19 protein-coding genes and 1 pseudogene are annotated in these 24,626 nt (G+C 69.1%); 10 read left to right on the forward strand and 10 right to left on the reverse strand.

Features of this window, described 5'->3' with window-relative positions:
• Nucleotides 1–11: 11 nt before the first annotated feature.
• Complete coding sequence (gene parC / locus BN118_RS06365) at nucleotides 12–2,327, forward strand: DNA topoisomerase IV subunit A (RefSeq protein ID WP_010930281.1); 2,316 nt, start codon at nucleotides 12–14, stop codon at nucleotides 2,325–2,327.
• Nucleotides 2,328–2,329: 2 nt separating this feature from the next.
• Complete coding sequence (locus tag BN118_RS06370; protein ID WP_010930282.1) at nucleotides 2,330–3,544, forward strand: DUF418 domain-containing protein; 1,215 nt, start codon at nucleotides 2,330–2,332, stop codon at nucleotides 3,542–3,544.
• Here the strand turns inward: BN118_RS06370 and BN118_RS06375 are convergent.
• The 5 genes from BN118_RS06375 to BN118_RS06395 form a co-directional block, all read right to left on the reverse strand.
• On the reverse strand, nucleotides 3,541–4,491 hold the full coding sequence (locus BN118_RS06375; protein ID WP_005013747.1) for an IS481-like element IS481 family transposase: 951 nt from the start codon (nucleotides 4,489–4,491) through the stop codon (nucleotides 3,541–3,543). The genes BN118_RS06370 and BN118_RS06375 overlap by 4 nt on opposite strands.
• A gap of 98 nt (nucleotides 4,492–4,589) precedes the next feature.
• Nucleotides 4,590–7,190: a TRAP transporter fused permease subunit gene (locus tag BN118_RS06380; RefSeq protein WP_014905635.1), complete on the reverse strand. Its 2,601-nt coding sequence runs from the start codon at nucleotides 7,188–7,190 to the stop codon at nucleotides 4,590–4,592.
• A 106-nt stretch (nucleotides 7,191–7,296) separates the two neighbouring features.
• Nucleotides 7,297–8,301: a TAXI family TRAP transporter solute-binding subunit gene (locus tag BN118_RS06385; protein ID WP_003818658.1), complete on the reverse strand. Its 1,005-nt coding sequence runs from the start codon at nucleotides 8,299–8,301 to the stop codon at nucleotides 7,297–7,299.
• Between the two features lie 108 nt (nucleotides 8,302–8,409).
• A complete protein-coding gene (locus BN118_RS06390; RefSeq protein ID WP_003818660.1) occupies nucleotides 8,410–9,750 on the reverse strand; it encodes an aspartate aminotransferase family protein in 1,341 nt (446 codons plus the stop codon).
• Between the two features lie 40 nt (nucleotides 9,751–9,790).
• Nucleotides 9,791–10,819, reverse strand: a complete 1,029-nt coding sequence (locus BN118_RS06395) for a MurR/RpiR family transcriptional regulator (RefSeq protein WP_003818661.1) — start codon at nucleotides 10,817–10,819, stop codon at nucleotides 9,791–9,793.
• 195 nt (nucleotides 10,820–11,014) lie between these two features.
• Here BN118_RS06395 and BN118_RS06400 point away from each other — a divergent pair, with 195 nt between their 5' ends.
• From BN118_RS06400 to BN118_RS06415, 4 genes and pseudogenes are all read left to right on the forward strand, one after another.
• Nucleotides 11,015–11,560: a MarR family winged helix-turn-helix transcriptional regulator gene (locus BN118_RS06400; protein ID WP_010930802.1), complete on the forward strand. Its 546-nt coding sequence runs from the start codon at nucleotides 11,015–11,017 to the stop codon at nucleotides 11,558–11,560.
• Nucleotides 11,557–12,117 (forward strand): diaminobutyrate acetyltransferase, encoded by a 561-nt coding sequence (ectA, locus tag BN118_RS06405; RefSeq protein WP_010930801.1) that lies wholly within the window; start codon nucleotides 11,557–11,559, stop codon nucleotides 12,115–12,117. The genes BN118_RS06400 and ectA overlap by 4 nt, the downstream gene beginning before the upstream one ends.
• Nucleotides 12,118–12,215: 98 nt before the next feature.
• Nucleotides 12,216–13,166: an IS481-like element IS481 family transposase gene (locus BN118_RS06410; RefSeq protein WP_005012067.1), complete on the forward strand. Its 951-nt coding sequence runs from the start codon at nucleotides 12,216–12,218 to the stop codon at nucleotides 13,164–13,166.
• Nucleotides 13,160–15,841 (forward strand): annotated as a pseudogene (locus tag BN118_RS06415) (error-prone DNA polymerase); the annotation flags it as partial. The gene BN118_RS06410 and the pseudogene BN118_RS06415, both read left to right, overlap by 7 nt.
• Before the next feature lie 65 nt (nucleotides 15,842–15,906).
• On the opposite strand, the gene BN118_RS06420 reads toward BN118_RS06415, so the two are convergent.
• The 3 genes from BN118_RS06420 to hmpA all read right to left on the reverse strand — a co-directional run bounded on the left by BN118_RS06420 (nucleotide 15,907) and on the right by hmpA (nucleotide 19,004).
• The gene (locus BN118_RS06420) at nucleotides 15,907–17,196 is read right to left on the reverse strand and encodes a D-amino acid dehydrogenase (protein ID WP_010930797.1); all 1,290 of its coding nucleotides are present in this window, start codon (nucleotides 17,194–17,196) and stop codon (nucleotides 15,907–15,909) included.
• A gap of 118 nt (nucleotides 17,197–17,314) precedes the next feature.
• The gene (locus tag BN118_RS06425; RefSeq protein WP_010930798.1) at nucleotides 17,315–17,752 is read right to left on the reverse strand and encodes an Rrf2 family transcriptional regulator; all 438 of its coding nucleotides are present in this window, start codon (nucleotides 17,750–17,752) and stop codon (nucleotides 17,315–17,317) included.
• A 43-nt stretch (nucleotides 17,753–17,795) separates the two neighbouring features.
• Nucleotides 17,796–19,004: an NO-inducible flavohemoprotein gene (gene hmpA / locus BN118_RS06430; protein WP_010930799.1), complete on the reverse strand. Its 1,209-nt coding sequence runs from the start codon at nucleotides 19,002–19,004 to the stop codon at nucleotides 17,796–17,798.
• Between the two features lie 146 nt (nucleotides 19,005–19,150).
• Between hmpA and BN118_RS06435 the strand changes: the two genes are divergently transcribed.
• Nucleotides 19,151–19,615 carry a GatB/YqeY domain-containing protein gene (locus BN118_RS06435; RefSeq protein ID WP_003810867.1) on the forward strand — a complete coding sequence of 155 codons (465 nt, stop codon included), beginning with the start codon at nucleotides 19,151–19,153 and terminating at the stop codon, nucleotides 19,613–19,615.
• 23 nt (nucleotides 19,616–19,638) lie between these two features.
• Here the strand turns inward: BN118_RS06435 and BN118_RS06440 are convergent, their stop codons facing one another.
• Nucleotides 19,639–20,589 (reverse strand): IS481-like element IS481 family transposase, encoded by a 951-nt coding sequence (locus tag BN118_RS06440; protein ID WP_005015810.1) that lies wholly within the window; start codon nucleotides 20,587–20,589, stop codon nucleotides 19,639–19,641.
• A 98-nt stretch (nucleotides 20,590–20,687) separates the two neighbouring features.
• A complete protein-coding gene (gene ygfZ, locus BN118_RS06445) occupies nucleotides 20,688–21,704 on the reverse strand; it encodes a CAF17-like 4Fe-4S cluster assembly/insertion protein YgfZ (protein WP_010930595.1) in 1,017 nt (338 codons plus the stop codon).
• A 178-nt stretch (nucleotides 21,705–21,882) separates the two neighbouring features.
• Between ygfZ and mltG the strand changes: the two genes are divergently transcribed.
• From mltG to holB, 3 genes are read left to right on the forward strand one after another with little or no spacing between them, the layout of a single operon-like run.
• Nucleotides 21,883–22,917, forward strand: a complete 1,035-nt coding sequence (mltG, locus tag BN118_RS06450; protein WP_014905636.1) for an endolytic transglycosylase MltG — start codon at nucleotides 21,883–21,885, stop codon at nucleotides 22,915–22,917.
• Nucleotides 22,914–23,540 carry a dTMP kinase gene (gene tmk / locus BN118_RS06455; RefSeq protein ID WP_003811733.1) on the forward strand — a complete coding sequence of 209 codons (627 nt, stop codon included), beginning with the start codon at nucleotides 22,914–22,916 and terminating at the stop codon, nucleotides 23,538–23,540. Before mltG ends, tmk begins: the two co-directional genes overlap by 4 nt.
• Entirely contained in the window at nucleotides 23,537–24,595 is a 1,059-nt protein-coding gene (gene holB, locus BN118_RS06460) for a DNA polymerase III subunit delta' (RefSeq protein ID WP_014905637.1), read from the forward strand. Before tmk ends, holB begins: the two co-directional genes overlap by 4 nt.
• Nucleotides 24,596–24,626: the final 31 nt, after the last annotated feature.

The raw sequence follows: 24,626 nt of genomic DNA on the forward strand, positions 1-24,626 counted from the left end.
CCGAGTACATCATGAGCGACAGCAATCAACCGGGCCTGTTCGACGGTGGCGCCACCGATCCCCACGAAGCCATCACCCTGGGCCGCTATGCCGAGCAGGCCTACCTGGACTACGCCGTGTCCGTGGTGCGCGGCCGCGCCCTGCCCGATGTGGGCGACGGCCAGAAACCGGTGCAGCGCCGCATCCTGTACGCGATGCAGGCCATGGGGCTGGCGGCAGGCGCCAAGCCGGTGAAGTCGGCGCGCGTGGTCGGCGACGTGCTGGGCAAGTACCACCCGCACGGCGACCAGGCCGCCTATGACGCCATGGTCCGGATGGCGCAGGACTTCTCGCTGCGCTATCCCCTGATCGACGGCCATGGCAACTTCGGCTCGCGCGACGGCGACAACGCGGCGGCCATGCGTTATACCGAAGCGCGCCTGACGCCGTTCTCCAAGCTGCTGCTCGACGAGCTGGAGGAGGGCACGGTCGACTTCGTGCCGAACTACGACGGCAGCCAGCAGGAGCCGGCCATGCTGCCGGCGCGCCTGCCCGTGATGCTGCTCAACGGCGCCTCGGGCATCGCCGTGGGCATGGCCACCGAGATTCCCTCGCACAACCTGCGCGAGGTGGCGCAGGCCTGCGTGGCGCTGATCCGCAATCCCAAGCTGCCGCAGGAAGAGCTGCTGGCGCTGGTGCCGGGCCCGGATTTCGCCGGGGGCGGCCAGATCATCACCCCGGCGGCCGATATCGCGCAGATCTACGCCACCGGGCGCGGCTCGCTGAAGGCGCGCGCGCGCTGGCAGTTCGAGGAAATGGCGCGCGGGCAGTGGCAGCTGGTGGTGACCGAGCTGCCGCCGGGCACCTCGGGCCAGAAGGTGCTGGAAGAGATCGAGGAAATCACCAATCCGAAGGTGCGCGCGGGCAAGAAGAGCCTTTCGGCCGAGCAGCAGCAGGCCAAGGCGGTCATGCTCAGCCTGCTCGACGCGGTGCGCGACGAGTCCGGCAAGGACGCGGCGGTGCGGCTGGTGTTCGAGCCCAAGACCTCGCGCGTCGATCGCGACGAATTCGTCAACACCTTGCTGGCGCAGACCAGCATGGAAAGCAACGTGCCGGTCAACGTGGTGTGCATCGGCACCGATGGCCGGCCGCGCCAGAAGAGCCTGCGCGACGTGCTGGAAGAGTGGGTGGCGTTTCGCACCGATACGGTGGTGCGCCGCACGCGCCATCGCCTGGACAAGGTGCTCGACCGCATCCATGTGCTGGAAGGGCGCATGGTGGTCTACCTCAATGTCGACGAGGTCATCCAGACCATTCGCGAGGCCGAGGAGCCGCGCGCCGCGCTGATGGCGCGTTTCGGGCTGACCGAGCGCCAGGCCGAGGACATCCTGGAAATGCGCCTGCGCCAGCTGGCGCGCCTGGAAGGCATCAAGATCGAACAGGAACTGGCCGGCAAGCGCGAAGAACAGCTGCGCCTGCAGGACCTGCTGGACAACCCGGGCTCGCTCAAGCGCCTGCTCATCAAGGAAATCGAGGGCGACGCCAAGCAGTACGGCGACGACCGCCGCACCCTGATCGAAACCGCCGAGCGCGCGGTGCTCGAGACCAAGGTGGTCGACGAGCCCGTCACGGTGATCGTGTCGCAGAAAGGCTGGCTGCGCGCCCGCCAGGGCCACGGCCATGATGCCGGGCAATTCAGCTTCAAGCAGGGCGACGACCTGTACGGCGCCTTCGAGTGCCGCACCACCGATACCCTGATCGCGGTGGGCGACAACGGCCGCGTCTATTCGGTGGCCGTATCCGGCCTGCCGTCGGCGCGTGGCGATGGCCAGCCGGTCACCACCATGATCGATCTCGAGGCCGGCACGCGCATCGTGCACACCATCGCGGCGGCGCCCGACAGCCGCTGGTTGTTGGCCACGCGGCGCGGCTTCGGTTTTGCCGCCCGGCTCAGCGACATGAGCAGCCGCCAGCGCGCTGGCAAGCAGTTCATCACCCTGGAGAAGGGCGATGAGCTGTTGCGGCCGGTTCCGCTGTTCGAGGGGGCGACCCAGCTGGCGCTGCTGTCGGCCAAGGGCAAGTTCCTGGTGTTCGACCTGGACGAGGTCAAGAGCCTGTCGGGCGGCGGGCGCGGCACCATCCTGATGGGGCTGGACACCGCCGACAAGCTGGACCAGACCGTGCCGATCGGCGCGGCCGGCCTGCGCGCCGCCGGCATCTACCGCAACAAGCAGACCGAGGACATCCTGGCCGGCGCCGCGCTCGCGCCGTACGTCGGCAAGCGCGCCCGCAAGGGCCGGCAACTGAACGTGCGTCCCAGGCAGCCGGTGCTGTCGCCGGTGTTCTGAGCGTGAACGACGGCACCGCCGCGCAGCGCCTGGCCCATCTGGACGCGCTGCGCGGCTTCGCGCTGTTCGGCATCCTGGTCGTCAACATCGGTGTGTTCGCCTCGGTCTACTACGGTACCGGGCTGCCCGATCCGGCGTTCTCGCGGCCGCTGGACCAGTGGGTCAACGTGCTGGTGGCCGTGCTGTTCGAATCCAAGTTCTACCTGCTGTTTTCGTTCCTGTTCGGCTACAGCTTCACCTTGCAGATCGACGCGGCGCAGCGGGCCGGCGCGGCCTTCGCGCCGCGCTTCCTGCGCCGGCTGGCCGGTCTGGCGGTCCTGGGGCTGGCGCATGCGGTGCTGCTGTACCACGGCGACATCCTGTTGACGTACGCCGTGCTGGGCGCGCTATTGCTGGCCTTGCGCCGCACGGCGCCCGAACGGGCGCTGCGCTGGGCCTGCTGGCTGGCGCTGCTCGCCGGGCTGGGCTGGCTGGCGCTGGGCGTGCTCAGCCTCATGACGCCGCAGGATCCCGCCACGCTGGCGCTGACGCAGGAGGACGCGCTGGCGGCGCTGCAGGCCTACCGCGGCACCATAGGCACCACGATCGCGCGGCACATCCATGATTTGACCCATGGCGTCTGGATGGTGGTGCTGTTGGTGCAGGGGCCGTTCGTGCTGGCGATGTTCCTGGCCGGCCTGGCGCTGGGCCGGCGCCATGCGCTGGCCGACCCGCTGGCGCATCCGCGCCTGTTGCGCGCCGTGCTGGCCGTGGGTTTGCCGCTGGGCGCGGCGGGCGCCGCCGTCTATGCCTGGAGCGGCTTGCCCGGCCAGCCGCTGGGCATCGATCTCATCGGCCTGGGCGCGGGCATGCTGACCGCGCCGTTGTTGAGCGCTTCGTACGCGGCCGCGCTGCTGCTGGCGATGCGCCGCCCGGCGGGGGCGCGGCTGGCGCGCTGGCTGGCGCCGGCCGGGCGCATGGCGCTCACCAATTATCTGCTGCAATCGCTGGTCTGTGCGGTGCTGTTCACGGCCTGGGGGTTGCGCTGGGTCGGCACCCTGGCGCCGCTTTCCGTGCTGGGACTGGCCGTGCTGGTGTTCGCGCTGCAGCTGCCGTGGTCGGCATGGTGGCTGCGCCGCCATGCGTATGGGCCGGTAGAGTGGCTGCTGCGCGCGCTGACGCTGGCGCGCTGGCCGGCATGGCGGATCGAGCCGCCGCCGCCGGCCGCACGCCGCTAGGTGTGAACTGTCAATAGGTTGTATTCGTCCAGGTTGAGTCTGGAGATGGGTACAGCGCGCCCGATGCCTTGGTGGGGTCGATGCCAGTTGTAGTGGTGTAGCCAGGATTTCATGGCATCGGCTCGGTGTTGGGAGTTCTGGTAGGTGTGAGCGTAAGCCCACTCACGCAAGGCCGACTGGATGAAGCGTTCGGCCTTGCCATTGGTCTGTGGGCGGTAAGGTCGGGTAAAGCGGTGCTTGATGCCCAGCTCATGGCACAGCGCGGCGAAGGCGCGGCTGCGAAAGGCCGAGCCATTGTCGGTGAGCAAGCGCTGGATGGTCACGCCCAGGCGCTGGTAGTAGGCCACTGCGTCCTTGAGGAACTGGACGGCGCTGGGGAAGCGCTCGTCGGGGTGGATGTCGGTGAAGGCCACGCGGGCGTGGTCATCGATGGCCACGAAGACGAAGTCCCAGCCGGCCCCCTCAACGGTATCGCGTCGGTTGCCCGTGACCCGGTGGCCAGGGCGCTGGATACGTCCCAGCTTCTTGATGTCGATGTGCAGCAGATCGCCGGGGGCCTGATGCTCGTAGCGCACCACCGGCTCGGCCGGCTCCAGGTCGGCCAGGTGCGACAGACCGGCGCGGGCCAGGACGCGGCTGACGGTGCTGGCTGACACGCCCAGCGCCTGGGCGATGCGCGCTTGGGTCAGCCGCTTGCGGCGCAGCTCCACGATAGCCAGCGCCTTGGCCGGCGCAATCGCTCGGGGCGAGACCGTCGGGCGCGAGGACGCATCGGCCAAGCCCGCCTGGCCCTGAGCCAGGAAGCGGCCCAGCCATTTGCGCACAGTCGGCGCGGTGACCCCATAGGCGCGGGCCGCTTCAGGCACACAAACTTGATGGGCGATCAATTGCTGGACCATTTCGAGTCGACGTAGGAAGGTCAATCGGGCATGCTTATGGGTGTTCATCCGGCCGGGCTCCTTGAGTGAACTGGGGGGTCGGCGATTTCCAGTTTCTCAAATCCGGTTCGGATGAACCATGCATACAACCTATTGAATCTTCACAGCTAGCGCGCCGCCGCGCGCTGGCGGCGCCCCTGGGCGAACCACACCAGGGCCAGCAGTACGAGCCCGGGCAGATAGGCCCAGAATTCCGCCGGACGCGCGGGATTGGGCACGCGCAGTTCGAGGACGTCCCAGCCCTGTTCCCAGCCGGCGCGGCGCGCGGTGCTGCCGAAGCGCACGCCGCCGATCTGCACCTGGTCGCCCAGCGCGACGATGGTCAGGCCGGCGTCGGTCAGCCGCTTGCGGCCGGCGGCCTCGCCCTGCAGGGTTTCGCCTTCGTCCAGGGCCGGCAGCGCCACCGCCACGGTCTTGGTCAGCTCGTCGCCTTCCAGGTTGATGCCGCGCAGCACGGCGACCAGGCGTCCGTTGTGGGGCAGCGCCGCGGCGGTCTGCACCACCTCGGCGGCCGGCCGCGCCTGGTAGCGCTCGGATACCTGGTCCAGCAGCCAGTCGGGCCGGAACAGCATGAACGTGACAGCCAGCAGCACGACGATCTCCAGCATCGTGCAGCGTACGCGGAACCAGCCCAGCGTTGCCGAGGCGAAGGTCAGCGAAGCCAGCGTGGCGCTGCCCGCCACCAGTATCAGCTCGGTCCACGAGTTGACGTCGATCAGCAGCAGCAGCGGGTTGAACACGAACATGAACGGCAGCACGGCCGTGCGCAGCGCGTAGGTCACGCCCTGGACGCCCGTCTTGATCGGGTCTGCGCCCGAGATCGCCGCGGCGGCGAAGGTGGCCAGGCCCACCGGCGGCGTGATGTCGGCCATGATGCCGTAATAGAACACGAACATGTGCACGGCGATCAGCGGGATGATGAGCCCGTTCTGCGCCCCCAGCTCGACCACCACCGGCGCCATCAGGGTGGCCATCAGGATGTAGTTCGCCGTGGTGGGCATGCCCAGGCCGAGGATCAGGCAGACGATGGCCGTGAAGATCAGCATCAGCAGCACGTTGCCCATCGACACCAGCTCGACGAAGGCCGTCATGCGCAGGCCCAGGCCGGTCAGCGTGATGGCGCCAACGATCAGGCCGGCGGTGCCGCACGCAATGGCGATGCCTATCATGTTGCGCGCGCCGTCCTGCAGGCCGCCGATGGCGTCCCGCCATCCCAGCAGGGCGGCGGGCGCGATCGCCTGGCCGCGGAACCAGGCGGTCAGGGGGCGCTGGGTCACCATTTGCAGCAGCATCGCCGCGGCCGCCCAGAACGCCGACAGGCCCGCCGACAGCTCCTCGACGCTCAGGCACCACACCAGGATGCCGATGGGGATGAGAAAGTGCAGGCCGGCGCGCACCGTCGGCCATGGCTCGGGGCGCACCGGATGGTTGACGTCGATCTCGGTGGGCAGGTCGGGGTGGCGCGCGGCGACGCGCAGCAGCCATATGTTCAGCGCCACCAGCATGGCCAGCAGGATCCAGATCGCGGCCGCGCCGGCCACCGCCTGCACGCCCACGCCGATCCAGTAGACCAGGCCCATCGCGATCAGCGTGCCGCTGATGCCCATGCCCCAGCCGGCCAGCTTCTGCAGCGGCGTGCGCGGCTTGCCGGCGGCCATCATGGGCTCGATGCCCAGCTTGAGCGCTTCCAGGTGCACGCTGTAGAACAGCGCGATGTACGAGATCGAGGCCGGCAGGATCGCGTGGCGAATGATGTCGGTGTAGGGAATGCCCACGTACTCGATCATCAGGAAGGCGGCCGCGCCCATGACCGGCGGCATGATCTGGCCGTTGACCGACGAGGCCGTTTCGATGGCGCCGGCGCGCACGCCGCCGTAGCCGGCCTTTTTCATCAGCGGGATGGTGAAGATGCCGCCGGTCACCACGTTGGCGACCGACGAGGCCGATACCAGGCCGTTGACCGCCGAGGACACCACGGCGACCTTGGCCGGGCCGCCGCGCAGGTGGCCCAGCAGGGCGAACGAGACCTGCATCATGTAGTTGCCCGCGCCGCATTTGTCCAGCAGCGAGCCCAGCAGCACGAAGATGAAGATGTACGACACCGACACGCCGAGCGCCACGCCGTAAACCCCTTCGGTGGTCAGCCACATGTGCGACATCAGGCGTTCGATGGAGGCGCCGCGGTGCGCGAGCACATCGGGCAGCCACGGGCCGGCCAGGGCGTACAGGACGAACACGGCGCCCAGCACGGTCATGGGCAGGCCCAGCGCGCGGCGGGTGACTTCCAGCAGCAACAGCAGGCCGGCCACGGCGGTGGCCACGTCCATGGAGGTGGGCTGGCCCGGCCGGATGGCCAGCTCGTTGTAGAACAGGTACAGGTAGGCGCCGCAGAACCCGGCGGCCAGGGCCAGCACCCAGTCGTACCAGGGCATGCGGTCGCGCGCCGAGCGCTTGGTCGCGGGGTAGGCGAGATAGCCCAGGAACATGGCGGTGCCCAGGTGCAGCGCGCGCGCCTCGGTATCGTTGAAGACGCCCCAGTGCAGCGAGAAAGGCAGCGGCGAGGCATACCAGAGCTGGAACAGCGACCAGACCAGGGCGCCGGCGGCCAGCGTGGCGCCGGCCACGCCGCCGGCATGGCGGCCGCCGCGGTCGGCTTCGGCGACCAATTGCTCGAGGTCTGCGGTCGTAGTGGACGACTCGTTTTTCATGCGTGGATTCCCCTGCTTGTCATGACGCGCGCGCGGCCTGGCGGCCGCCCGCGCGGTGTTGCGAAGGCGCGCGCCCCGGCAGGGTGGCGCGCGCCGCGGCTTGCGTCTACAGCAGGCCCTTTTCCTTGAAGTACTTCTGGGCGCCCGGGTGCAGCGGCGCGGACAGGCCGTTCTTGACCATGTCGGCGGCCTTCAGGTTGGCGAAGGCCGGGTGCAGTTTCTTGAAGTCCTCGAAGTTGTCGAAGACGGCCTTGACCACCAGGTACACCGTCTGCTCGGGCACATCCTCGGAGGTGACGAAGGTGGCCGTCACGCCGTAGGTCTTGGTGTCTTGCGGATTATTGGGATACAGGCCGCCGGGGATGGTGGCGAGCGCGTAATACGGATACTTGTCGACCAGCTTGTCGACCGCCGGGCCGGTCAGCGACACGAGTTGCGCGCCGCAGGTCGTGGTGGGGTCCTGGATGTTGGCCGAGGGGTGGCCCACGCCGTAGAAGAAACCGTCGATCTTCCCGTCGCACAGCGCCGGCCCGTGTTCGTCGGGGCGCAGTTCGGAGGCCAGCGAGAAGTCCTTCAGCGTCCAGCCCATGCTGGCCAGCAGCTCTTCCATCGAGGCGCGCGTGCCCGAGCCCGGGTTGCCGACGTTGAAGCGCTTGCCCTTGAAGTCCTCGAACGACTTGATGCCGGCTTCCTTGCGGGCCAGCACGGTAAAGGGCTCGGGGTGGATGGAGAACACCGAGCGCAGCTTCTTGTACGCGCCGCCTTGCTTGAACTGGCCTTCGCCGTTGTAGGCATTGAAGCCGACGTCCGATTGCACCACGCCCAGGTCCAGTTCGCCGGCCTTGATGGTGTTGACGTTGAACACCGAGCCGCCGGTCGATTCGACCGAGCAGCGCACGCCATGGCTGGCGCGGTCCTTGTTGACCAGGCGGCAGATCGCGCCGCCGGCGGCGTAGTACACGCCGGTCACCCCGCCGGTGCCGATGCTGACGAACTTCTGCTGGGCCGCCGCTGGCGTGGGCGCGGCCCACGCCAGCGCCACGGCGGCGCAGGCGGCGGCCAGGCTGAAGGCTTTGCGGTGGCCCAAGGTGTGTTTGACTGACTTGCCCATACAAACTCCTTTTGGGGTTTTTCCCCGTGGTGTTGCCGGTCTGTGCCGGCGGTCTGCGCTGGCGCCCGTGACGCCAGCCGCTACTGAGTTGCGCGCCGCGCGTGGCCTTCAGGCGCGCGTCTGCGCGATGGCCGCGTCGATGGCGCCGGCCAGCCGCTCGACGAGCTGGTCCAGTTCGTCGTCGGCGATGATGAACGGCGGCGCCACGAGCACATGGTCGCCGTGGCGGCCGTCGATGGTCCCGCCCATCGGATAGACCATCAGGCCGCGCGCCATAGCCTCGCGCTTGACGCGTGCGTGCAGGGCCAGTTCGGGATCGAAGGTCGCCTTGGTGGCGCGGTCGCGCACCAGCTCCACGCCCAGGAACAGGCCGCGCCCGCGGATATCTCCCACGTGCGGATGTGCGCCCAGCGCCTGCATCAGGCGCTGGCGCAGCCCGTCGCCTTGCTGGCGCACGCGCGCCAGCAGGCCGTCGCGGCGGATCACTTCCTGCACCGCCAGCGACGCCGCGCAGGCGGTCGCGTGGCCCAGGTAGGTATGGCCGTGCTGGAAGAAGCCGCTGCCCTTGCTCATGGCGTCGACGATGCGGCCTTGCGCCATGACGGCGCCGATCGGCTGGTAGCCGCCGCCCAGGCCCTTGGCGATGGTGATCAGGTCGGGCACGATCTCCTCTTGCTCGACGGCGTACAGCGTGCCCGTGCGGCCCATGCCGCACATCACTTCGTCGGCGATCATCAGGATGCCGTAGCGGTCGCAGATCTCGCGGATGCGGCGGAAGTATCCGGGCACGGCGGTCAGCGCGCCGGCGGTGGCGCCCACCACGGGCTCGGCCACGAAGGCGATGACGGTGTCCGGGCCCAGCCGCTGGAAAGTGTCCTCCAGTTCGCGCGCCAGCCGTTCGCCGTACTGCTCGGCGCTTTCGTCCTCGCGCTGGTCGCGGTAGGCATAGCACGGCGCAACGTGCGCCACGTCGATCAGCAGCGGCGCGAACTGGGCGCGCCGCCATTCGTTGCCGCCCACCGCCAGGGCGCCCAGCGTATTGCCGTGGTAGCTCTGGCGGCGCGCCACCAGGTGGCGGCGCTGCGGCTGCCCGATCTCCACGAAGTACTGGCGCGCCATCTTCAGGGCCGCCTCGATCGCCTCGGAGCCGCCCGAGACGAAATAGGCATGGCTGGTGCCGGCCGGCGCGTCGGCTACCAGGCGGTCGGCCAGGCGCTCGGCGATCTCGGTGGAAAAAAAGCCCGTGTGCGCATAGGCCAGCGCATCGATCTGCGCGTGCATGGCGGCCCGCACGTCGGGGTGGTTGTGGCCCAGGCACGAGACGGCCGCGCCGCCCGAACCGTCGAGGTAGGCGCGGCCGGCCTGGTCGTACAGCCAGACGCCTTCGCCGCGCACGGCGACCGGCGGAGTATGGCGCAAGGAGCGATGAAGGACGTGGGTAGTGCTCATTCCGGTATTCCTGGTAGGAGAGGCAAGAGGAGTAGGGCGGTCATGCCGCTTCCCGCGGCATGCCGCGGCCAGGCCGCGCCTTGTCGCGGCGCGCGTGCGCCGGCGACCAGTACACCTGCTCGGCCTGCAGGCGCGCCTCGATTTCGGCCAGGCGCGCCAGGGCGGTCTCGCCGCCGCACGCGGCCAGGCGGGCGATCAGGTGCTCGGCCAGGCCCAGCAGTCCGGCGGTGGTGTGAAAGAACGAGCCCGGACCGCGCTGGGCCGGCTCGGCATAGACCCGTTCGCGTTCGGGCCGCGCGAACAGCAGCACATGGCCGGCCTCCAGCGCCAGGGGCGAGAGCGGGTCGTCGGTGAGCGCCACGACGGTCACGCCGCGCTGGCTGGCCTGGCGCGCCAGGTGCACCGTGGCTGCCGGGTAGGGGGCCTGCGAAATCGCCACCAGCGCGTCGCCGGCCTGCAGGTTGTCGATCTGTTCGGCCGGCGCGCCGCCCAGCCCGTCGATCAGCAGGCCATTGCGGCGTACCAGTTGGTAGGCGTAGCGCATCTGGTGCGCGATGCCGAACGCCGAGCGGGTGCCCAGGAAGCCGACCTGGCCGGCGGCCAGCAGGGTCCTGGCCGCGGCATCGAAGGCGGCCGGCGGGTTGAGCGCCCGGATCGAGCCGATGGCCTGGGTCTGCAATCCCGTCAGTACGTCATGGCCGGGCGCGGCGCCGGCGTCCTGCGCCGCTTGCAGTTCCGCGGCGCGGTCGCGCCATCCCGACCCGCCGGCGGCGGTCAGCGCCTGCTGGAAGGGTGCGCGGAAGTCTTCGTAGCTGCCGCAGCCTGCCGCCCGCGCCAGGCGCAGCATGGTGGCTGGCGCCACGCCCACGGCCTGGGCCTGCCGGCGCATCGACCACAGGCCGACTTCGGCCGGGTGCGCGGCCACCCAGCGAGCGGCGCGCTGCAGTTCGGCGGGCAGGTCGTCGAGCAATGACTGGAGGGTTTCCAGCATGGACGGGGCAGGGGTGGGGGGCATGGCGCGAAACAGGATAAAAAACACATGATATATCTCGCTAAAAATAAAAAACATGTGTTTTATACGGCCTACGGGTAATCCACTAAGCCTCCTGGGAAGATTCGCCGGCCGAAGTGATCATGACGGCAATTACCGGAAAAACGCTCGCATTGAATTACATCTTGCCGGCAATTCTGGTTTGACTTGAATGAATGGCAGGCATATCATTTGAGTAGAAATCAATTTTGTCCGAACCTCTTTTTCCTGGCTATGAACAACGTCGCTCAGACTGATACGCCGCAGCAATACGATCTACGCATCCTGCGCGCCCTGCGCCGCATTACGCGTTCCATCGCGCTGCATTCCCGGCAATTGGCGGCCGTCAGCCACATCACCGCTCCGCAGCTGATGTGCCTGCGCGCCGTGATCGCCGGCGGCCCCATGACGGCCACGGCCATCAGCCGCGAAATCCACGTCAGCCCGAGCACGGTGGTCGGCATCCTGGATCGTCTCGAAGACAAGGGCCTGATCCGCCGCGAACGCGGCCGGGAAGACCGCCGTATCGTGTTCGTCACAGCCACCGAGGGCGGCCGCACGCTGGCCGCCGAGGCGCCGTCGCCGTTGCAGAAGCATCTGGCCGACGGCCTGAATGCCCTGCCCGAACTGGAGCAGGCAACGATCACGCTGGCGCTGGAGCGCATCGTGGCGTTGATGGAACAGGAGGGGCATGCCGTCGAGGCGGCCGGCGAAGGATCGCCGCCCATACTCGAAATGCCTACTGGCGGCGCGCCCCTGGAATCGGGACTGGTAGTATGAGAAAAGACGAAACATCGAACACCTCGCCAGATATCTCCGCCGCGCAGCCGGCCAGCGCCTTGCGCTACCACCTGCGCCCACCCCGCCGCAACGACGGCGCGGCCATACACCAGTTGGTGTCCGAGTGTCCGCCACTGGACCTCAATTCCCTCTACGCCTACCTGCTGCTGTGCGAGCACCACGCCCATACCTGCGTGGTCGCCGAAAGCCCGGGCGGACGTATCGACGGGTTCGTTTCTGCTTATTTGCTCCCGACCCGGCCCGACGTGTTGTTCGTCTGGCAGGTCGCGGTGCATTCCCGCGCACGCGGCCATCGGTTGGGCCGCGCCATGCTTGGCCACATCCTGGAACGCCAGGAGTGCAGGCATGTTCGACATCTTGAAACCACGGTGGGGCCTGACAATCAGGCTTCGCGCCGTACCTTCGCCGGCCTGGCCGGCGAGCGGGGCGCGCATGTCTCCGAGCAGCCGTTCTTCGACCGGCAGGCTTTCGGCGGCGCAGACCATGACGACGAGATGCTGTTGAGGATAGGTCCGTTTACGCATCCGCCGCACTAGCTGTGAAGATTCAATAGGTTGTATGCATGGTTCATCCGAACCGGATTTGAGAAACTGGAAATCGCCGATCCCCCAGTTCACTCAAGGAGCCCGGCCGGATGAACACCCATAAGCATGCCCGATTGACCTTCCTACGTCGACTCGAAATGGTCCAGCAATTGATCGCCCATCAAGTTTGTGTGCCTGAAGCGGCCCGCGCCTATGGGGTCACCGCGCCGACTGTGCGCAAATGGCTGGGCCGCTTCCTGGCTCAGGGCCAGGCGGGCTTGGCCGATGCGTCCTCGCGCCCGACGGTCTCGCCCCGAGCGATTGCGCCGGCCAAGGCGCTGGCTATCGTGGAGCTGCGCCGCAAGCGGCTGACCCAAGCGCGCATCGCCCAGGCGCTGGGCGTGTCAGCCAGCACCGTCAGCCGCGTCCTGGCCCGCGCCGGTCTGTCGCACCTGGCCGACCTGGAGCCGGCCGAGCCGGTGGTGCGCTACGAGCATCAGGCCCCCGGCGATCTGCTGCACATCGACATCAAGAAGCTGGGACGTATCCAGCGCCCTGGCCACCGGGTCACGGGCAACCGACGCGATACCGTTGAGGGGGCCGGCTGGGACTTCGTCTTCGTGGCCATCGATGACCACGCCCGCGTGGCCTTCACCGACATCCACCCCGACGAGCGCTTCCCCAGCGCCGTCCAGTTCCTCAAGGACGCAGTGGCCTACTACCAGCGCCTGGGCGTGACCATCCAGCGCTTGCTCACCGACAATGGCTCGGCCTTTCGCAGCCGCGCCTTCGCCGCGCTGTGCCATGAGCTGGGCATCAAGCACCGCTTTACCCGACCTTACCGCCCACAGACCAATGGCAAGGCCGAACGCTTCATCCAGTCGGCCTTGCGTGAGTGGGCTTACGCTCACACCTACCAGAACTCCCAACACCGAGCCGATGCCATGAAATCCTGGCTACACCACTACAACTGGCATCGACCCCACCAAGGCATCGGGCGCGCTGTACCCATCTCCAGACTCAACCTGGACGAATACAACCTATTGACAGTTCACAGCTAGCCGCGCAATGCCCCGGCCGCGCCTGGATCGGCCTGACCCTGCTGCACCATTGCCGCGACGACCTGCACCGCGCCGCCGTCGAGCACGCCGCCCACGCCAGCGGCCTGCCCATCGTCGCACTGGGCCAGGCGCAGATGCACCGCCGTTCGCGCAAGCCCCTGCACGACACGCTGGCGGCCATCCGCACCGGGCGCAGCGTCGGCCAGTGCGGCTATGACCTGGCCGCCAACGCCGAACGCCACCTGCGTTCGCGCCTGCGCCTGGCCAGCCTCTATCCGGCCCAGGCCCTGGCCCAGACGCTGGCCATCGCACGACGCTGCACCTTCTCGCTGGACGAGTTGCAATACGAATACCCCGACGAAATCGTGCCCGCCGGCCATACGCCCGCCTCCTACCTGCACCAGCAGACTTACCTGGGCGCCCGGCAACGCTTTCCCGAGGGCATGACGCCGGCGGTCGCCGCCCAGGTCGAAAAAGAGCTCGCCCTGATCAACGAACTGCGCTACGAGGCCTATTTCCTCACGGTCTACGACATCATCGGCTACGCCCGCTCGCAAGGCATCCTGTGCCAGGGCCGCGGCTCGGCGGCCAACTCGGCGGTCTGTTATTGCCTGAGCATCACCGCGGTCGATCCCGCGCGCGGCAACACGCTGTTCGAGCGCTTCATCAGCAAGGAGCGCAACGAACCGCCCGATATCGACGTCGAACACCAGCGGCGCGAGGAAGTCATCCAGTACATCTACGAGAAATACGGCCGCCAGCGCGCCGCCCTGACCGCCGTGGTCATCTCGTACCGGCCGCGCAGCGTGCTGCGCGATACCGGGCGCGCGCTCGGCGTGGACAACGGCATCATCGACGCCGTGGCGCGGGCGCACCAATGGTGGAACGGCAAGAAGGAAATGCTGCGCTCGCTCGCCGCCTGCGGCCTGGATCCGGCCTCGCGGGTGGCGCGCCAATGGGCCGAGCTGGCCGAAACGCTGATGGGTTTTCCGCGCCACCTGTCGCAGCATCCCGGCGGCTTCGTGATCTCGCGCGGCAAGCTGTCGCGCCTGGTGCCGATCGAAAACGCCGCCATGCCCGGGCGCAGCGTGGTGCAATGGGACAAGGACGATCTCGACGCACTGCGGCTGCTGAAGGTGGACGTGCTGGCGCTGGGCATGCTGTCGGTGCTGCGCCGCGCGCTGGCGCTGGCCGGCCAGCGGCGTGGCCGGCCGCTGGCGCTGCACGAGATTCCGCCCGACGACGACGCCACCTACGACATGATCTGCGCGGCCGACACGATAGGCGTGTTCCAGATCGAGTCGCGCGCGCAGATGAGCATGCTGCCGCGCCTGCGGACGCGCCAATACTACGACCTGGTGGTGCAGGTGGCCATCGTGCGGCCCGGCCCGATCCAGGGCGGCATGGTGCACCCCTACCTGCGGCGGCGCCAGGGGCGCGAAGACATCACCTACCCCGGGCCGGCGGTGCGCAAGGCGCTGGCGCGCACGCTCGGCGTGCCGATCTTCCAGGAGCAGGTCATGCAGATCGCGGTCGACGCCGCCGGTTTTACCCCCGGCGAGGCCGACGCGCTGCGCCGCTCGATGGCGGCCTGGCGGCGCAAGGGCGGCGTCGACAAGTTCCGCGCCCAGTTGGTGGGCGGCCTGCTGGCACGCAACTATACGGCCGACTTCGCGCAGGCCCTGTTTCGCCAGATCGAAGGCTTTGGCGAATACGGTTTTCCCGAAAGCCATGCCGCCAGCTTCGCGCTGCTGGCCTATGCCAGCTCCTGGCTCAAATGCCATGAACCGGAGGCCTTCCTCGCGGCCCTGCTGAATTCTCAGCCCATGGGGTTCTACGCGCCGGCCCAGCTGGTGCAGGACGCCCGCCGCCATGGCGTGCGGGTGCTGCCGGCCGATGTGCTGTACAGCGGCTAGGAGGCCAGCCTGCAGGACGCGCCCGGCGCGGCGCGGCCCGCCGTGCGCTTGGGCCTGAACCTGGTCAAGGGGCTGCGCGAGGACAGCGCGCGCGCCATCGAACAGGCACGCGTGCGCCGGCCCTTCGCCGATACCGCCGACATGGCGCGCCGCGCCGGGCTGCCGCGCCAGGCGCTCGACGCACTGGCCGCCGCCGATGCCTTGCGCACCCTGGCCGGCCATCGCCGCCTGGCCAGCTGGCAAGCGGCCGCCAGCGCACAAAGCCGCGACCTGCTGCGCGAAGCCGTGATCGTCGAAACCGAAACGCCCGCGCTGCCGGCGCCGTCCGAAGGCCAGACCGTCGCCGCCGACTACCGCAGCGTCGGGCTGACCCTAGGCCGCCATCCGCTTGCGCTGCTGCGGCCGCAACTGGCCGCGCGCAATTTCCAGACCGCCGCGGTCCTCAATACCTACCCCAATCGCCGGCTGGCGCGCGCCTGCGGCATCGTCACGGTGCGCCAGCGGCCGCAGACCGCCAAGGGCACCATCTTTGTCACGCTCGAAGACGAAACCGGCCCCATCAATGCCGTGGTGCGTCCCGAGCTGATCGAACGGCAGCGCCGCGAACTGCTGGATGCCACGCTATTGGGCATCTATGGCACCTGGCAGAGCGTCGATGGCGTGCGCCACCTGGTGGCGCAGCGCCTGGTGGACCTGAGCAGCCTGCTGGGCCAGCTCAGCCAGGACGGCCTGGCCGCCGCCAGCCGCAACTTCCACTGAACGCGGAAAACGCAGCAGGTGCCGGTGGGGGTGCCTGTCCCCGTGCAATGCAGGCACGCCCAGATTCAGCGGGTGCCTGTCCCCGTGCGGGGACAGGCACGCCGAGGATCGGGTGTAAACGGCGTGGCGTCGATGGGCAGTTCCAGGCCCGACATCTGCGCGGTCAGCAGCGCCGCGCTGCCGCAGGCCAGCGTGAAACCCAGCGCGCCCTGGCCGATATTCAGCCACAGGTTGTCGGCCGCGCGGCTGGCGCCGATCAGCGGCTTGCCGGTCGGCGTGGCCGGCCGCAGGCCCGCCCAGGCCACGGCCTGGCTCAGGTCCAGCTGCGGGAACGCCTCGGCCACCTGGCGCTTGAGCAGGTCGATGCGCGCGGGCTCGATGGCGGCGTCGGCGCCGCCGATATCCACCATGGCGGCGATGCGCAGCACGCGGCCGATGCGCGCGTAGACGATGCGCCGTTCGTAATCGGTCACGCTGATGGCGGGCGCCGTCGTATCGCCGACGGGCAGCGGCACGCTCAGGCTGTAGCCCTTGAGCGGATACAGCGGCACGTCCTGGCCCAGCGGCTTGAGCAAGGCGCGCGTGCCCACGCCGGTGGCCAGCACCACCGCGTCCACGCCGATATCGCCCTGCGCGGCCTGCACCGCCACGATGCGCCGCCCTTCGCGCCACAGTCCGCGCACCGGGTTGGACATCAGGCACTGCACGTTGTCCAGCTGCTGCAGGCGTGCGAACAGCGCCTCGGTGAACTGGCGGCAATCGCCGGCCTCTTCGCTCGGGGTGTAGACGGCGCCGGCCAGGCTGGCGCCCAGCCCGGCCAGGGCCGGCTCCAGCGCCAGCGTCTGCGCGGCATCGAGCACCTGCTGCTCGGCGCCCAGCGAAGCCTGGTAGGCCACCAGCCGACGGGCCTTCTCCAGCAAGGCATGGTCCCGATAGGCGATCAGCTTGCCGTTGCGCACATGGCCGAATTCGAGTTCCTCCTGCGCCAGCAGGCCGTCCATGACGTCGCGGCTGAGGTAGGACAGCGTCTGCAGCTGGGCGGTCGAACGCTCGGCCACCGAAGCGCGGCAGGCCAGCGCGAACTGCAGGCACCAGCGCCACTGATGCGGATCGAGCCTGGGCCGCAAGCGCAGCGGCGAATCGCTGCGCAGCAGCCAGCCCGGCACGCTGGGCAGCACGCCGGGGCCGGCCAGCGGCGCCACATAGCTGTAGCTGAGCTGCCCGCCGTTGGCGTAGCTCGACGCCTCGGCCGGCTGCGCATGGCTGTCGACCAGCACCACCTCATGCCCCTGGCGCGCCAGGAAATAGGCCGACGTCACCCCCACCACACCGGCGCCAACGACGCAGACGCGCATGTCATATCCCGCAAGAAATCATCCAGGCGTCATTGTGGGATAGCGGCGCGCGCCGCGCCAAATAGCAATCCGGACAGCGGCCATAACCTAAGGTTGGCCGCCGCCGGCGCGGCCGGACCTACGCGGCCCGGTGCAGGCGCACGATGGCCAGGGCCGTGGGCGCGCGCACCAGGTCGTCCAGCGTATAGCCGTCCAGCGTGCGGTAGAACGCCTGCAGGCTCTCGGCCAGCGCACCGCTGAGGCGGCAGGCGCCATTGAGCACACAGGGAGGCTGGGCGCAATTGACCAGCGCCCCCTGGTCTTCGAGCACGCGCACCAGTTCGCCGATGCGGTACTCGACCGCGTCGCGCGCCAGCCGCAGTCCGCCGCCCTTGCCCCGCGTCGCCACGATCCAGCCCTGCTGCGACAGGAAATGCACGACCTTGACCAGATGGTTGCGCGAAATCTCGAACCGCGCGGCGATTTCGGGAATCGTCACGGGTACGGTGCGGTCGCGGCATTGCGTCAGGTACATCATGACGCGCAGGCCGAAGTCAGTGAAACGGTTCAGTTGCATGGCTGGCGCGGGATGGGCGGCGGAACGCGGCAAGCATACACCGCTATGCCACGCCGCCGGTGCCGAACACTTCGGCATGGATGCGGTGCTCGGCCACGCCCAGGTCGGCCAGGGCGCGCCGTTGCGCCTGCATGAAGGGCAACGGACCGCACAGGTAGTAGTCCGCGTCGGGCAGGATCACCTCGTCGCGGATCGCATGCAGATCGACCCGGCCTTCGTAGTCGTAGTCGACGCCGCGCCGGTCGTCCGCGCCCACGCGCTCGTAGAACACCGCCTTGCGCACATTCGGCCGCTTGGCGGCCAGCGCGTTGATATGTTCCTTCATCGCATGCACGCCGGCCTCGCGGCAGGCATGCACGAAGCGGATCTGCCGGCCGTCGTCGCGCGCCGTCAGGTGGTTGAGCATGGACACCATCGGCGTCAGCCCCACCCCGCCGCTGAGCAGCACCACCGGCCGGCCGTCCTCGGCGTCCAGCGTGAAATCGCCCTGCGGCGGCGACACGTCCAGCACATCGCCCTCGTTGATGCGATTGTGCAGCGTGCCCGACACCATGCCGGCGGGCGAGCCGGCCTCGCGCTTGACCGAAATGCGCAGTTGCCCCGGCATGCCCGGCGCCTCGGACAGGCTGTACTGGCGCGGCTGCATCAGGCCCAGCTCGGGCACGTAGACCCGCACCGATACGTATTGGCCCGGCAGGTAGTCGGGAGTGGCGCCGCCGTCGGCCGGCGCCAGGTAGAACGAGGTGATCTCGGCGCTTTCCGGCGTCTTGCGCACCACCTTGAAGGCGCGCCAGCCGGTCCAGCCGCCGTCGCGGGAAGCAGCGGCGGCGTACAGCGCGCGCTCGCGTCCGATCAGCAGATCGGCCAGCTGGCCATAGGCGGCCGCCCAGGCGTCGATCAGTTCGTCGGTGGCCGCTTCGCCCAGCACCTCGCGGATCGAGGCCAGCAAATGCTTGCCGACGATGGCGTAGTGTTCCGCGCGCACGCCCAGGCTGACGTGCTTGTGGGCGATGCGCTCGACCACCTGCAGCAGCACCGAGGGATCGTCGATATGCTCGGCATAGGCCGCCACCGCGGCGGCCAGCGCCTGCTGCTGCTGGCCGCTTTGCTGGTGGCCTTGGTTGAACAGCTGGCGCAACTCTGGGTTGCCGCCCAGCATGCGCGTATAGAAATGGCGCGTCAGCGCCTCGCCGTGTTCTTTCAGGACGGGCGCGGTGGCCTTGACCAGCGCGCGGACTTCGGGGCTCAACATACTGCGGTTCCTTCGATGTGGCTGCGAAAAATTAAAACATGTATTTATTCTACATCTTTTAAAAGGCCCGTATCGCGCGCCGTTTGCGGCCCCGCCCCCGGGCGGCGAAAATAGCGGTTTGCAGTCACCTATCCAAGGATTCCGTCATGAGCCACGATACGCTCAAAGCCCGCCTGTCCGACTCGGTCAAGGACGCCATGCGCGCCAAGGCCACCGATCGCCTGGCCACGCTGCGCTTTCTGCTGGCCGCCATCAAGCAGCGCGAAGTCGACGAGCGCCGCGAACTGAGCGACGCGGAAATCACCGCCGTCATCGAGAAGCAGGTCAAGCAGCGGCGCGAATCGATCGCCGCGTTCGAGCAGGCCGGACGCACCGAAACCGCCGAACACGAGAAAGCCGAGCTGGCCGTGCTGCAGGAATTCCTGCCCCAGGCGGCCGCGCCCGAGGAAGTGGCCGCCGCCGTCGATGCCGCGCTGGCCGAAGTCAGCGCGCAAGGCGTCACGGGCGCGCCCGCCATGGGCAAGGTCATGGCCATCCTGAAGCAGAAGCTGGCCGGCCGCGCCGACATGGCCGCGCTGTCGCAGCAGGTCAAGGCGCGCCTGCTCCCCTAGGGAGCGCGTCCGGTCTTGGTCGACTAGATGTGAACTGTCAATAGGTTGTATTCGTCCAGGTTGAGTCTGGAGATGGGTACAGCGCGCCCGATGCCTTGGTGGGGTCGATGCCAGTTGTAGTGGTGTAGCCAGGATTTCATGGCATCGGCTCGGTGTTGGGAGTTCTGGTAGGTGTGAGCGTAAGCCCACTCACGCAAGGCCGACTGGATGAAGCGTTCGGCCTTGCCATTGGTCTGTGGGCGGTAAGGTCGGGTAAAGCGGTGCTTGATGCCCAGCTCATGGCACAGCGCGGCGAAGGCGCGGCTGCGAAAGGCCGAGCCATTGTCGGTGAGCAAGCGCTGGATGGTCACGCCCAGGCGCTGGTAGTAGGCCACTGCGTCCTTGAGGAACTGGACGGCGCTGGGGAAGCGCTCGTCGGGGTGGATGTCGGTGAAGGCCACGCGGGCGTGGTCATCGATGGCCACGAAGACGAAGTCCCAGCCGGCCCCCTCAACGGTATCGCGTCGGTTGCCCGTGACCCGGTGGCCAGGGCGCTGGATACGTCCCAGCTTCTTGATGTCGATGTGCAGCAGATCGCCGGGGGCCTGATGCTCGTAGCGCACCACCGGCTCGGCCGGCTCCAGGTCGGCCAGGTGCGACAGACCGGCGCGGGCCAGGACGCGGCTGACGGTGCTGGCTGACACGCCCAGCGCCTGGGCGATGCGCGCTTGGGTCAGCCGCTTGCGGCGCAGCTCCACGATAGCCAGCGCCTTGGCCGGCGCAATCGCTCGGGGCGAGACCGTCGGGCGCGAGGACGCATCGGCCAAGCCCGCCTGGCCCTGAGCCAGGAAGCGGCCCAGCCATTTGCGCACAGTCGGCGCGGTGACCCCATAGGCGCGGGCCGCTTCAGGCACACAAACTTGATGGGCGATCAATTGCTGGACCATTTCGAGTCGACGTAGGAAGGTCAATCGGGCATGCTTATGGGTGTTCATCCGGCCGGGCTCCTTGAGTGAACTGGGGGGGTGGCGATTTCCAGTTTCTCAAATCCGGTTCGGATGAACCATGCATACAACCTATTGAATCTTCACACCTAGCCGGCGGCGTTGCCGGCCAGTTCGTAGGGCAGGGGCGCCAGGGCGATGCGCGGGCCCTGCGCGCTGAGCAGCCGCAGGTCGCCGTCGGGCAGGCTGGCCAGGGTGGTTTCGAACAGCAGCGCGAGCTGCCCGTCGCTGCGCGCGGCGTCGACCACGCGTCCGCAGGGTTCGTCCGGCCGCGCGCTGTCGTAGATGTCCTGGCCGGCCAAGGGGTCGGGCAGGTCGGCCGGGGCCTCGGCGATCACGCCATGGGCCATGCGGCGCTTGACCGTGCCGCGGTAATGGCTGCGCGCCACCACCTCCTGGCCCGGATAGCAGCCCTTGGTGAAGCTGACGCCGCCGATGAGGTCGAGATTGACGGTCTGCGGAATGAAGACGTCCTGCGTGGCCGCGCCGATCCAGGGCAGGCCGGCGGCCAGGTCGGCGGCCTGCCAGGCGGACTCGGACGCGCGGCCCAGGTGCGCGGCCAGCGCGCCGGCCCGCTCCAGCTGCGCTTCGGTGGCGATCCACCACCAGCGCGGCTGCGCATCGGCCGAGGGCGCGCCGATCCAGGTGCCGGTGGGCAATTCGGCGCGCTGCCAGGGCGCGGCGGGCAGGGCGCCGCCGGCGGCGTCCTGCAGCGCGGCCAGCGCGGCGGGGGCGCATTGCACGCCCGCCGCCCACGCCGGCACCGGAGCCAGCCGCGCCTTGGCGCGCAATACGAACATGGACAGGCGCTTGAGCACCGCCTCGGCGACGTCGGCGCGCACCAGCGCCTGCCATACCGGGGCGCTTTCGTCGGCCGCGGCGGCCAGCCACATGACCAGCGTGGCCAGCAGGCGGCCCTTGGCGGTGCAGTAGCCGGCCAGGCGGGCGTGGTCGGCGGGCTGGCCGGTGACGTCCTGGGTCAGTTGCCCATGCAGGAAAGCCAGCGCGTCGGCGCCGGCCGCGCCGATGACGCGCAGGCTGGCCAGCGGCGCGCATTGCGCCGAACCATCGGCGCGCGCGGGAATCGAATCGTAGAAAGCGTGCATGGCGGAATTCTAAAAGGGGCGGATGACGCGCACGCGCGAACCGGCGTGGGCCGCGCGGCGTCGAACAAACCCCGATGATACCCGGGGCGGCCCGCGCCGGCCCCTATGACCCGGCTGACCGCGGGGGCGTGGGCGGGCCAGCCGCCGCGCCCGCGATCCATTAAACTTGCGCAGACTTATGAGAAAACGCATTCGTTTCTATTTTCTGCTGCTCGTGCTGGTGGCGCTGCTCGGCGCCGCGCTGGCGGCCGGCGGCGCCTGGACCTGGATGCACAGGCCGGTGGCGCTCAAGTCCGACCGCATCGATTTCGTGGTGGATCCGGGCAGCACGCCGCGCGCCATCGCGCGCACCCTCAACCAGGCCGGCGTGGCGGTCTGGGAGCCGGGCTTCGTCTGGATGGCGCGCCTGTCCGAGCTGGACAAGCAGATCAAGGCCGGCGGCTACCAGGCCATCGACGGCGACTCGCCCTGGCAGTTGCTGCAACGGCTGGCGCGCGGCGACATGAGCCAGCGCCAGATCACTTTCCTGGAGGGCTGGACGTTCCGGCAGATGCGCCAGGCGCTGCGCGAACATCCCGACGTCAAGCAGACCCTGGGCGAGACCAGCGACGAGGCCCTGATGGAAAGGCTGGGCTCGACGGTGACTCATCCCGAGGGCATGTTCTTTCCCGACACCTATGTGTTCACTCCGGGCAGCACGGATTTCGACATCCTGCGGCGCGCCTACCAGGAAGGGCAGCGCATCCTGGAGTCGACCTGGGCCAAGCGCCAGGATGGGCTGCCGGTGGGCACGCCCTACGAAGCGCTGATCCTGGCCTCCATCGTCGAGAAGGAGACCGGCCACGGGTCGGAGCGCGCGCGCGTGGCCGGGGTGTTCGCCAACCGGCTGCGCATCGGCATGCTGCTGCAGACCGATCCGACCGTGATCTACGGCATGGGCGAGGCCTACCAGGGCCGTATCCGCAAGCGCGACCTGCAGACCGACACGCCATGGAACACCTACACCCGTCCGGGCCTGCCGCCCACGCCCATCGCCGCGCCCGGGCGCGCCGCGCTGCTGGCGGCGGTGCAGCCCGAACGCCACAAATACCTGTTCTTCGTGTCGCGCGGCAACGGCACCAGCGAGTTCTCGGTCAACCTGAACGACCACAACCGCAATGTGTCGCGCTACATATTGGGACAAGGGCAACCGCAACAAGGATCGCAGCAATGACCCCGCGTGGACGTTTCATTACGCTGGAGGGCGTCGATGGCGCCGGCAAGAGCACCCATACCGCATGGATGGTGCAGGCGCTGCGCGACCTGGGCCTGACGGTGCTGGCCACCCGGGAGCCCGGCGGGACGCCGGTGGGCGAGAAGCTGCGCGAGCTGCTGCTGTCCGAACCCATGGCCCTGGAAACCGAGACCTTGCTCATGTTCGCGGCGCGCTGCGAGCACGTGCGCGAAGTGATCGCGCCGGCGCTGGCGCGCGGCGAGTGGGTGGTGTGCGACCGCTTCACCGATGCGTCCTATGCCTATCAGGGCGGCGGACGCCAATTGGGCGCGGCGCGCGTGGCGGCGCTGGAGCAGTGGGTGCATCCCGATCTGCAGCCCGACCGCACCTGGCTGTTCGACGTGCCGCTGGACGTGGCGCGCGCCCGGCTGGCGCGCTCGCGCCAGCTCGACCGCTTCGAGCGCGAGGAGGATGCCTTCTTCGAACGCACCCGCGCCGCCTACCACGAGCGGGCGCGCAGCTCGGATGGACGTATCCGCATCATCGATTCGAGCCGGCCGCTCGAGGTCGTGCGCGCGCAGCTCGACAGCGAGGTGCGCGAGCTGGTGGCGCAAGCGGCATGAGCCTCGGTCGCTTCCTGCCCTGGCAGACGGAGATCGCCCGCTCCTGGCTGAGCGGGCGCGACCGCTTCGCGCATGCCTGGCTGATCCATGGCAATGGCGGCATCGGCAAGCTGGACTTTACGGCGGCCGCGGCGGCCAGCCTGCTGTGCGAGTCGCCGCGCCAGGGCCTGGCGTGCGGCGAGTGCGCGGCCTGCGCCTGGGTGGCCAGCGGCAACCATCCGGATCTGCGGCGCATCCGTCCGGAGGCGGTCGCGCTGGAAGAGGGCGCCGACCAGACCGAAGGCGCCGAGGAGGCCGAGGCCGAGGCCGGTTCCGGTGGCGCGGCGGCCAAGCGCGCGCCGTCCAAGGACATCCGCATCGACCAGATCCGCGCGCTCGAACCGTGGTTCAACACCGCCACGCACCGGGGCGGCTGGCGCGTGGCGCTGCTGTATCCGGCGCATGCGCTGAACGTGATATCGGCCAACGCCTTGCTGAAGGTGCTGGAGGAGCCGCCCGCGCATACGGTGTTCCTGCTGGTGGCCGATGCGCCCGACCGCCTGCTGCCCACGCTGGTGTCGCGCTGCCGGCGCCTGCCGCTGCCCACGCCGTCGGCCGGGCAGGCGCTGCAATGGCTGGGCGAGCAGGGCGTGGAGCCGGCGGCCGACTGGCTGGCTGCCGCCGGCGGCGCGCCGCTGGCGGCGCAGCGCCTGGCGGCCCGGGGCGATGCGCCGTGCCCGGCCTGGCTGGCGCAACTGGTGCAGCCCTTGGCCGCGGGCAAGGCGCCCGATGTGGGCACGCTGACCGAAAACCTGGAAAAGGTGGCGGCGGCCGAGTGGATCGACGCCCTGCAGCGCCTGTTCACCGACCTGACGCTGGCCGCCCATGGCGCGGCCAGCCGCTACTATCCCTTGCTGGCCGAGCCGGTGCGGCAAGCCGCCGCGCGCGCGCAGCCCGCGCAACTGGCCGAGACCGCGCGCTGGCTGAGCCGCCAGCGCGGGCTGGCCACGCATCCGCTCAACGCCAAGCTGTTCGTGCACGCGGCCCTGCAGCGCGTGGTGCTATCCTGCCAGTGACGATCGGGCCACGGCCCGTTTCTCCTGTGAT

The organism is Bordetella pertussis 18323 (genome assembly GCF_000306945.1).
GTDB classification, from domain to species: domain Bacteria; phylum Pseudomonadota; class Gammaproteobacteria; order Burkholderiales; family Burkholderiaceae_B; genus Bordetella; species Bordetella pertussis.